Source organism: Mesobacillus zeae, from assembly GCF_003570705.1.
GTDB lineage: Bacteria > Bacillota > Bacilli > Bacillales > Cytobacillaceae > Mesobacillus_C > Mesobacillus_C zeae.
This window is the reverse complement of record NZ_QWVT01000046.1, coordinates 22,072-30,526: the sequence shown is the minus strand read 5'-3', so window position 1 is coordinate 30,526 and position 8,455 is coordinate 22,072. Positions and strand designations below refer to the sequence as shown.

At 38.1% G+C, this 8,455-nt stretch carries 11 protein-coding genes; 10 read left to right on the top strand and 1 reads right to left on the bottom strand.

All coding sequences use genetic code 11. The annotated features are described in order from the left end of the window. Positions 1-141: 141 nt before the first annotated feature. Positions 142-531 (top strand): barstar family protein, encoded by a 390-nt coding sequence (locus tag D1970_RS20705; RefSeq protein ID WP_119114752.1) that lies wholly within the window; start codon positions 142-144, stop codon positions 529-531. A gap of 219 nt (positions 532-750) precedes the next feature. On the opposite strand, the gene D1970_RS23190 is transcribed toward D1970_RS20705, so the two are convergent. Then, positions 751-879, bottom strand: a complete 129-nt coding sequence (locus D1970_RS23190) for a hypothetical protein (protein ID WP_259339727.1) — start codon at positions 877-879, stop codon at positions 751-753. A gap of 202 nt (positions 880-1,081) precedes the next feature. Here D1970_RS23190 and D1970_RS20700 point away from each other — a divergent pair, with 202 nt between their 5' ends. The 9 genes from D1970_RS20700 to yukD all read left to right on the top strand — a co-directional run bounded on the left by D1970_RS20700 (position 1,082) and on the right by yukD (position 8,442). After that, positions 1,082-2,320, top strand: coding sequence for a DUF5068 domain-containing protein (locus D1970_RS20700; protein ID WP_119114751.1), 1,239 nt, complete (start codon positions 1,082-1,084; stop codon positions 2,318-2,320). A gap of 298 nt (positions 2,321-2,618) precedes the next feature. Continuing rightward, positions 2,619-3,224, top strand: a complete 606-nt coding sequence (locus D1970_RS20695; protein WP_119114750.1) for a YvcA-related protein — start codon at positions 2,619-2,621, stop codon at positions 3,222-3,224. A 21-nt stretch (positions 3,225-3,245) separates the two neighbouring features. Further along, positions 3,246-3,527, top strand: a complete 282-nt coding sequence (locus D1970_RS20690) for a hypothetical protein (protein WP_119114749.1) — start codon at positions 3,246-3,248, stop codon at positions 3,525-3,527. A gap of 648 nt (positions 3,528-4,175) precedes the next feature. Next, entirely contained in the window at positions 4,176-4,394 is a 219-nt protein-coding gene (locus D1970_RS22080) for a YvcA-related protein (RefSeq protein ID WP_142921043.1), read from the top strand. A gap of 206 nt (positions 4,395-4,600) precedes the next feature. Beyond that, positions 4,601-5,203 (top strand): YvcA-related protein, encoded by a 603-nt coding sequence (locus tag D1970_RS20680; protein WP_119114747.1) that lies wholly within the window; start codon positions 4,601-4,603, stop codon positions 5,201-5,203. Between the two features lie 22 nt (positions 5,204-5,225). After that, complete coding sequence (locus tag D1970_RS20675; protein ID WP_119114746.1) at positions 5,226-7,250, top strand: DUF6792 domain-containing protein; 2,025 nt, start codon at positions 5,226-5,228, stop codon at positions 7,248-7,250. A gap of 15 nt (positions 7,251-7,265) precedes the next feature. Beyond that, positions 7,266-7,604: a hypothetical protein gene (locus D1970_RS20670; RefSeq protein ID WP_119114745.1), complete on the top strand. Its 339-nt coding sequence runs from the start codon at positions 7,266-7,268 to the stop codon at positions 7,602-7,604. A 219-nt stretch (positions 7,605-7,823) separates the two neighbouring features. After that, a complete protein-coding gene (locus D1970_RS20665; protein WP_119114744.1) occupies positions 7,824-8,117 on the top strand; it encodes a WXG100 family type VII secretion target in 294 nt (97 codons plus the stop codon). A gap of 85 nt (positions 8,118-8,202) precedes the next feature. Next, positions 8,203-8,442, top strand: a complete 240-nt coding sequence (gene yukD, locus D1970_RS20660; protein WP_119114743.1) for an ESX secretion system protein YukD — start codon at positions 8,203-8,205, stop codon at positions 8,440-8,442. Positions 8,443-8,455: the final 13 nt, after the last annotated feature.

The window sequence follows — 8,455 nt, the reverse complement described above, 5'->3', positions numbered from 1 at the left end:
CCAGAAATATCTGGCTGATCTTATATTACGAACGTGTGCTTTACTTTGGCAGCTCTTTTTCTTATGGAACTATCAGGGCAGGTTAGTCGAATAAAGTGAAATGATAAAATAAGAAAAAAACAATGTAGGGGAGGCGCTATTATGAACAAAGTTTTTATTTTCGATGGAGATAGATTTTCTAACTTTAAGGGGTTTTGTAAGGAGTTTTCAGATATAGTCCTCTCTGGAAAATATAACTGGCAGGGAAATCTTGATGCATTTGATGATATTTTGTTTGGAGGTTTCGGAGATATAGAAGACGAAGAACAATATACTATTATTTGGAGGAATTCTGCTAAATCTAAAGAAGATTTGGGGTACAGTGAAACGATAGTTAAACTAAATGAGAATTTGAATAATTGCCATCAAAGTAATGAAGAGAAAGTAATCCAAGAAATAAAGGATGCAAAAATGAACAAAGGTCCTACAATATTTGACTGGATAGAAGAAATTATCCTTGATAACGAAAATGTAACGTTGATATTAGAGTAATCCTTATTCAAGTAACAGGTTTAGTTCAAGAAGCCAATATATAGAAAAATGCTCAGAGTTTTATGCCCTGAGCATTTTTTATGCCGATTATTGTGTTAATTCGACTTATTAATTCAACTGCTAATTTTACTGTGATTTTAGCCGCTAATTTGAATTTTTTACTTCGAAACCGAACCCGTTATTCTCATGATAGGCGGCTTTTTCCTTGTTTCCCCCGCTTTACTTTGACTTCAATTCTTCAAGAAGGGCTATGATTCTTTCGTTTTGTGCAATTAGCGTATCGTTTTGTTTTCGAAACTTGGTAAAATCGTATAAATAAATGATCAGAATGATAATGATGAATATCAAGTTTGTCACCCCGTTAAGCTTTTTTTATACTCTACCATTTATTGGAGTGCGGGAGAAGGGTTATTCTGATTGGGGTACGGAAGGAATGAGTATATGGATAGTTCTTCTAAAATATATAAAATTGACTAATTTTGTATTTTTAAAGGTAATCATTTAGTTTATAATGTACAGGTATGACAAAAAGAACAAAGGGGTAATTAACATGAGAAAAGGAAAAATCATATCTTCATTGTTTCTTTCTGCAACGCTGCTGCTAACAGCATGCGGGAATGATGAAGAAGCATCGGGAACAAAGGAAAAAGCCAATTCAAAACCTAAAACGGAAGAACCGGCTAAAGTAAAAGCAGAAAAAACGGAAGCAAAAAGCGAAAAGTTAGCTTCTGGAAGCAACGAAGTGATGAATCCAAACATTGAGAAAGAGTCAGAAGGTAATGTTGAAGTCCTGTATACAAACAAGGAACCAAATTACTCACATGATATGAACGGTTTCAAAGTGAGAGTGGATGAATATCAAATTGTTAAAGTTACAGATATGAACAATGATTTCTTCATCGAGTTTGACGACCAGACAGGAGGCTACGTAATCACGGCGAAAGTCACCATTGATAATACAACGAAAAAGGCAATGTACTACCCTCCGAACTTTCAAATACGACTTAGCAGTGAATCGAATTATATACCGGATGATAGAAGCTTCGTAAAAGAGGAACATCCAAAATCATCGGTAGAAAAAGAATCCTCTAAGTGGGGAGCAGGAGAAAAAGTAGAAGGGCTAGTGTCTTTCACATTAACAAATGAGGAGTATGAATCATTAAAAAGCGTCAAGCCTAAATTTGTTATTGAGGGCGGTGCAGCCGACAATGATCAATTTAAAGGGGGATTCATGGAAGCTGGCGTTTATGATTTTACTTTTAGCGAGGAACAAGCGAAAGAAGCAGCAAGTGCGCCGCAATTTTACCCTGACGAACTGACAATGAGGAACATGGCAGATAAGAAAATGATTTTCGAAAAGTCAGGTATTAACCAATCAAAACAAATAGATGGTGTAAAAGTAACATTAGAAGGTGTTCAATACACCGAAATTACTCCGGGCGAAGAACATAAGGAGCGTTTTAGGAACTTTGGTGACAGTGGCATCGTCGCCTTAACTGTAAAGTTGAAGCTTGACAATCAAACTGAGGAAACTATTACTCCCCGAATGATTGTGTCGAAGGTAGCTGTAGATAAAAACCGAGGCAATGCACTTTCAGAGGGGATGGTTGAGCCATCTGAACCTAGAGAAATCAAGGCTGGGGAACAAGGAGAAAAATATCATGTTTTCTTGTTCAGGAAAGATGAGTTTGGACTATATAAGAGTTTCAACCTGCAATTCGGGCCTTTATATAACGGTGGCGAAAAACTGTTTAAAGGGAAAACGGTAACTTATAGTTTGCCAAGATAATAATTAGTAGCCAGAGCTAAAGAAGCTCTGGTTTTTTCTATGGAGGAAATGGGGTAGTAATGTAGGAAGCCTAAAATTCGAAAATTATGTGCAAGTATACATTGCACTTATGAATACATAGACATAGGATTAAAGAACTGTTGTGGGGTTTTTCCTAACTTATTGTTGAAAAGTCATTACAAATTGTGGGAATAATGGAACGAGGTATGTTGTGAATATCTCGAAGGGGGATCTCGATTTGAAAAAATGTCTACAACTTGGACTACTGTTAACCATGCTCATCATAGGAGGCTGTGGTATGAACAATACAGAAGATAAAGCTGAAAAAAGTGGGGCTGAAGCAAGCAATCTGCCTAGAACAGTTGCATTTCAAGATGAATTTACCCGGGGTTTTATGGACTCCACTAAAGAGGTTGAGGATGGATATTATTTATTCAAATCCAAAACTGATGGGTATACGATGTTATTTCCTGAAAATGCCGAATTATCCACAAAGGGTTATGAGAAAAATGGCACAGAATATGAAGCCCTTTACTTTGGAGAAATAAGAGGGAATGGGAGTCTTTCTTATTTATGGGACCTAACGTATGAGGATGTTTCTAGTACTTCAGATACGGAATTAAATTTGAATTTACTGTCTGATAGCGTAGGTTACCAAAAGAAAGATTATCGTAAGTTTGAAGACGACAATAATATTTATTATTACGCTAAAGAGGTATTTAAAGTCGAGGGTAGAGACGTCTATACTTATTTTAGCTACATAAAAAACAAAGGTAGTAATAAAGCAATTAGATATTATATGGAGACGTTCTGTAAAGATTCATCTGGGAAATGTACATTGGATCCAGCCTCTCTAGAAGAAGAGGCAAAGAAGATGATGCAATCCATTCGTTTTATAAACTAGCTTTTAAGTAGGTGCACAAATATGAGAAATGAAGAAGTTGGGGAAACTATTACTCCCCGAATGATTGTGTCGAAATTGGCTGTAGATAAAAACCGAGGCAATGCACTTTCAGAGGGGAAGGTTGAGCCATCTGAACCTAGAGAAATCAAGGCTGGGGAACAAGGAGAAAAATATCATGTTTTCTTGTTCAGGAAAAATGAGTTTGGACTATATAAGAGTTTCGACCTACAATTCGGGCCTTTATATAACAGTTCTGAAAAGCTGTTTAAAGGGAAAACGGCAACTTATAGTTTGCCAAGATAATAAATTAGTAGCCAGAGCTAAAGAAGCTCTGGCTTTTTCTATGTAGGAACTAGGAGGAGTAATGTAGGAAGCATACAACCCCAGGTGGAAAGCGAACTGGATTAAGAGATTACCACTGTAATAATCATTGAAACCAAGATGCTTATTGTGGTAATAATTAGGAATGGTTGTGTTGAGTCAGAAGTTGGGATTCGTTCATAATATTTTGAAAGGAGTTTCCGATTTGAAAATACCTCTACAACTATTACTGCTGTTAGCCACCCTAATAAGTAATAGTAGTAATAAAACAATAAGGTTTTACTTTGATTATTCCTGTGCGAATCCCTAAAAAGCATGCAACTTAAACCCTGGTTTAGCTGAGGAACAGGCGAATAGGTTAATGAAGTCTATCGTGTTTAATTGATTCATTAACTCTTTCTCAATCAAGATTGGACATTAAAAAGAAATTAATGGGATTGATGAAGTACGATGTAACCATACGAAAGGGGATCCCAATTTGAAAAAATGTCTACAACTTGGACTGCTGTTAATCATTTTCCTTACAGGAGGATGTGGAATAAGCAAGACAGAAGATAACCCTAAAGTGGTGCTGAAGAGAGCGATCTGCCTAAAACGGCTGCATTTCCAAACGCATTCACCCGTGAGTTTATGGACTCCACTAAAGAGGTTGAGGATGGATATTATTTATTAGAATCCAAAACTGGTGGGTATACGATGTTATTTCCTCCAAACGGAAAAATATCAAACACTTCTTTTGAGGTTAATAAAGACTTTTATGAGGCACTAAGCTACAAAGGGGAAGTAACAAAAGACATTTTTGATTTTAGGATAGAGGTTGAAAAGCTAAAATTTCAAACAGTAATATGAAAGTATACATTGAATTTATGAATACATATATATAGGAATAAAGAACTGTTGTGGGGTTTTTCCAAACTAAGTGTTGAAAAACCATTACAAATTGTGGTAATAATGGAATCAAGTATGTCGTGAACATCTCGAAAGGGGATCCCGATTTGAAAAAATGTCTACAACTTGGACTGCTGTTAACCATGCTCATCATAGGAGGATGTGGGATGAACAATACAGAAGATAAAGCTGAAAAAAGTGGGGCTGAAGCAAGCAATCTGCCTAAAACGGTTGCATTTCAAGATGAATTTACCCGGGGTTTTATGGACTCCACTAAAGAGGTTGAAGATGGGTATTATTTATTCAAATCCAAAACTGGTGGGTATACAATGTTGTTTCCAAAACATGCTAAAATAGCAACGTTTGGATTTGAACAAAGCGGAGATGAATTGGAGACATTCAGTTTTGGAGAAGTTAGAAATGAGGAAAACATTTCCTTGAAGTGGAAAGTTCTGTATGAGAATATGCCCAGAACAAGAGATGTTGAATCTAACTTAGCATTCTTATCAGATAGTTATGGTTATAAAGGGGATTATACCCAGTTTAAACAAGAGGGAAAAACTTATTATTATGCTAAGAAAGTAAAGAATATAGAAGGTAAAGAAGTAAATACCTTTTTATATTTAATTAAAAATGATAGTGATGATAAAGCGATTAGCTACTCAATGAAATATATTTGTACTGATTCGAAAAAGCCTTGTAAGGTTGATCAACAGACAATGGAAGCCGAAGCCGAAAGGTTAATAAAATCTATTAAATTTTTAGATTAGCTCTTAAGAGGGTGGAAAAAGGATGGCTAACGAAGAACTATTAAATTCAAACATCTTAAGGGCAAGAATTGCTGAACTAGAGTATGGAAAAGACGGTTCTATAAATGAAGAAAAAATAAAAAGGATATATTTTGAAGAAACAGGAAAGATTTTTGAAGGCGAAGTAAATGTTTTTCACTCTAAAGATCTCCCAGAATTAAAAAAAGAGAGAGACTCTGGTTTTGATGGGTCAGTTATCCACTTTTACGAGCCGGAAAAGGGAATAAACCAGTCTTATACTATTACAAGAGGTAGTGAAAGTGGAAAGCAGGAGGATAGCGGGGTGCCGCTGGACTGGATTTATAATGGTTTTGGCATATTTGAAGGTAAATTAACAAATCAATATAAAGATGCCTATGAATTTGACCGTTTGGTTACTAAAAAGATAGAGAATGAAGTTGAGAAATTTAACAAAGCTAATAACATAACGGAAAAAATATCCCTGGAAAAGAGGGGAATAGGGCATTCCTTGGGAGGAAACCATATACAATTACTACAAATAATGACTGGTTCTTTCACAAAAGTTTATGCCATAAACGATGCACCACCTACAGTTTACCAACTATTATTAATTGACCAAGATTTTGCTGATATTGCAACAGAGCACTTTGGAAAAGATTTTTCTGATAACAACCAACTTTACTCCATCCCGCCAGCAGAATTGAAAGCCTTTGCGGAGAAATATTACCGTGAAAGAGGCCAGAATATTCACCATTTAACGTCAGAGGAAGATATGCTTTTTGCAATATCTAAACTCAGGGGCTTCATCGACCTTGGCACCCGGGAGATTTATGATACGGATCCGGAGTTTAAGGGGATTGGAGATATTATTGGACGTATTTCAGATGAGGATTTGAGGGCTGTGCAGATTTTCATGGCCCAGTTTGCTTCTGCGTATGAGGAAGGCGGTCTTGATGGGCTAATTCGGGCGATGACGGGGTATGACAAGGATTTCGACGTGCTGTTGGATGATATTGCGGGTGAGTGGAAGAAGTTCCTTGAGAATCCAAAGTGGATCAAAATTGAAGGAGCTTACACCCCGTTTCCATTGGTAGTTGGCGGACCAGGATTGCCGCTTTATGTACCGAACGTCCCGCATGAATTGTTTGGCCTCCTCGGTGAGTTGGCCGGACGTTTGGGTGAAATGGCTGTGAAAATTAAAACACTTCTTGAGGAGCTTCCTGCTGCTTTACGGATAGTGAAAGCAGCATTATCCGGTGTTGGTGCAGAAATATTAAAAGAAGTATTGGCCATTCACCAGCACCTAATAAATATTGCTAAAGCAATTGGTGACATCGCAGGCACTGCTTTATCCGGCAGCTGGGGCATCAATCCTGCAAAAGTGGCTGCTGTCGCGGCAAGCCTGATGAATGTAGGGAAAACCATTGAAGTAGAATGGCAGGGAATCAAGGATAAGGTGCAAAATATAAAAGATATTGCCGGAGATTTTATAGACAGCCTGGGAAAATCGATTCACGCTCACGGCGCTACAACGCTCGCGAGCGGCATTGCCATGAAGGAGAAACTGAACAGGCGTTACCTCGGTAATGACATGATCCTCATCAAAGAAACTCGCAGCGGTGGCAAAACGGAAAAAATCGAAGTGAATTTATCCTCCGCCGTTAGGATCTACCAGATCGGCATTGAAAAATATGAAGAGCAAAAAGATGTGGTGAGAAGGCTGCAGGCTATGTACGGCACTGATTATTTGGATGATTTCAGAAGGCGGACGCAGAATCTTCTCAATAGCATCAGCTATATGGAGGGCAATCCCCAGGCATACCGTCACCTAGTACCGAATGACAATGTAAAGATCACGGGAATCAATGTACATGAGGATATAAGGCCGTTGGACTCTTCCTTTAGCGAGACATTCGAAGAAATGTTCCACTATTTCCAGCAGGAATTTGAAGAGGGAACCAAGCTTCTCAGTAAGATTAGGTCGTCAATTGAGGAAATGTTCAGTGAAGAAAAGAAAATAGCGGCGGTCTTTGATTATAGACCATGATGACAGGAGGCAGAGATGGGCCAAACCAGCAGAACCTACGACTTTTTGCCGTACGAGGACCTCAGGGGAAAGGCAAAGTCATTTAAGGGCCAGCTTAAGGAACTGTCTTTATTGAATTCCGAGATGCTGAAACTAGTGGATAATGAATTGAATACAAGTCACGGAGAATTAATAGAATCAATTAAAACAGAACTTGAGAGCAATCAGGAGGACTTCAGGAGGATTGTGAACGACCATCACTCACTAATGGATACACTTGCAAGCCATTACAGCACCAGAGTCAATGAAATGAGAACCCAGGATATTACAGTCACCTATGAAGAAATTGAATCTTCTATAAAAAAACCAGTTTAATTTAAGGAAATTAGTCATAGAAATGCGGGGGCTTATTATCCTATAGCACGTTGTGTAACAGTTGGGATAAAATAAGGGTTTTGTAACATGGGGAAAATTGGAAGCAATGAATATGTAGGTATTTTTTCCTGTTTTTCCATTTTTATAGAGTTTTCATTTGTAATTTCGAGTCTTTGTTTTTACAATAAAGGTAATTTCAGGGAAGGGGAGAGATGTAGAATGTCAGGAGTAATTCGCGTAACACCACAAGAATTAGTAGATATGTCCCAACGCTATGGAGCAGAAGCTTCACAAGTAGGGGATCAAGTTGTCCGTTTAGATAAGATGATCGACCAACTTAAAGGAATGTGGGAAGGTGCATCTAGCCAAGCGTTTGATGAACAATACACCAACCTAAGACCTTCATTCATTAAAATGCAGGAGCTGCTGGAAGATGTTCGCCAACAGCTTGATAGCACAGCAAAGGCTCTTCAAGATGCCGATGCACAAATCGCAAGCCAAATCCGAGGTTAAGCCGGATTTTAAGTATGAAAAAGAGGAGCGCCTTTCTCCAAGACGAAGGCGCTCCTTCGTCATGTAAATCGTGGGGGGAAAAACCTTGTATATAGAAGTTACAGTGGACTTAAAGCAATACAATGGCGAGCAATTCGACCTTCGACTATCCAATTATCACTCCGTAAAAAAAGTTATCGATATCATTTGGCAGGCCAAGTCCATTTCGCAGCGTCCCAGGGAAGGGCATTGGGTCAGGATACCCAATAAGCAAATTGTATTGTCCGGCAACGACAGACTGGTGGACTGTGGCATTACCACCGGAGACCGCCTAGAAATATTGTGAAGGAGACAAAAAG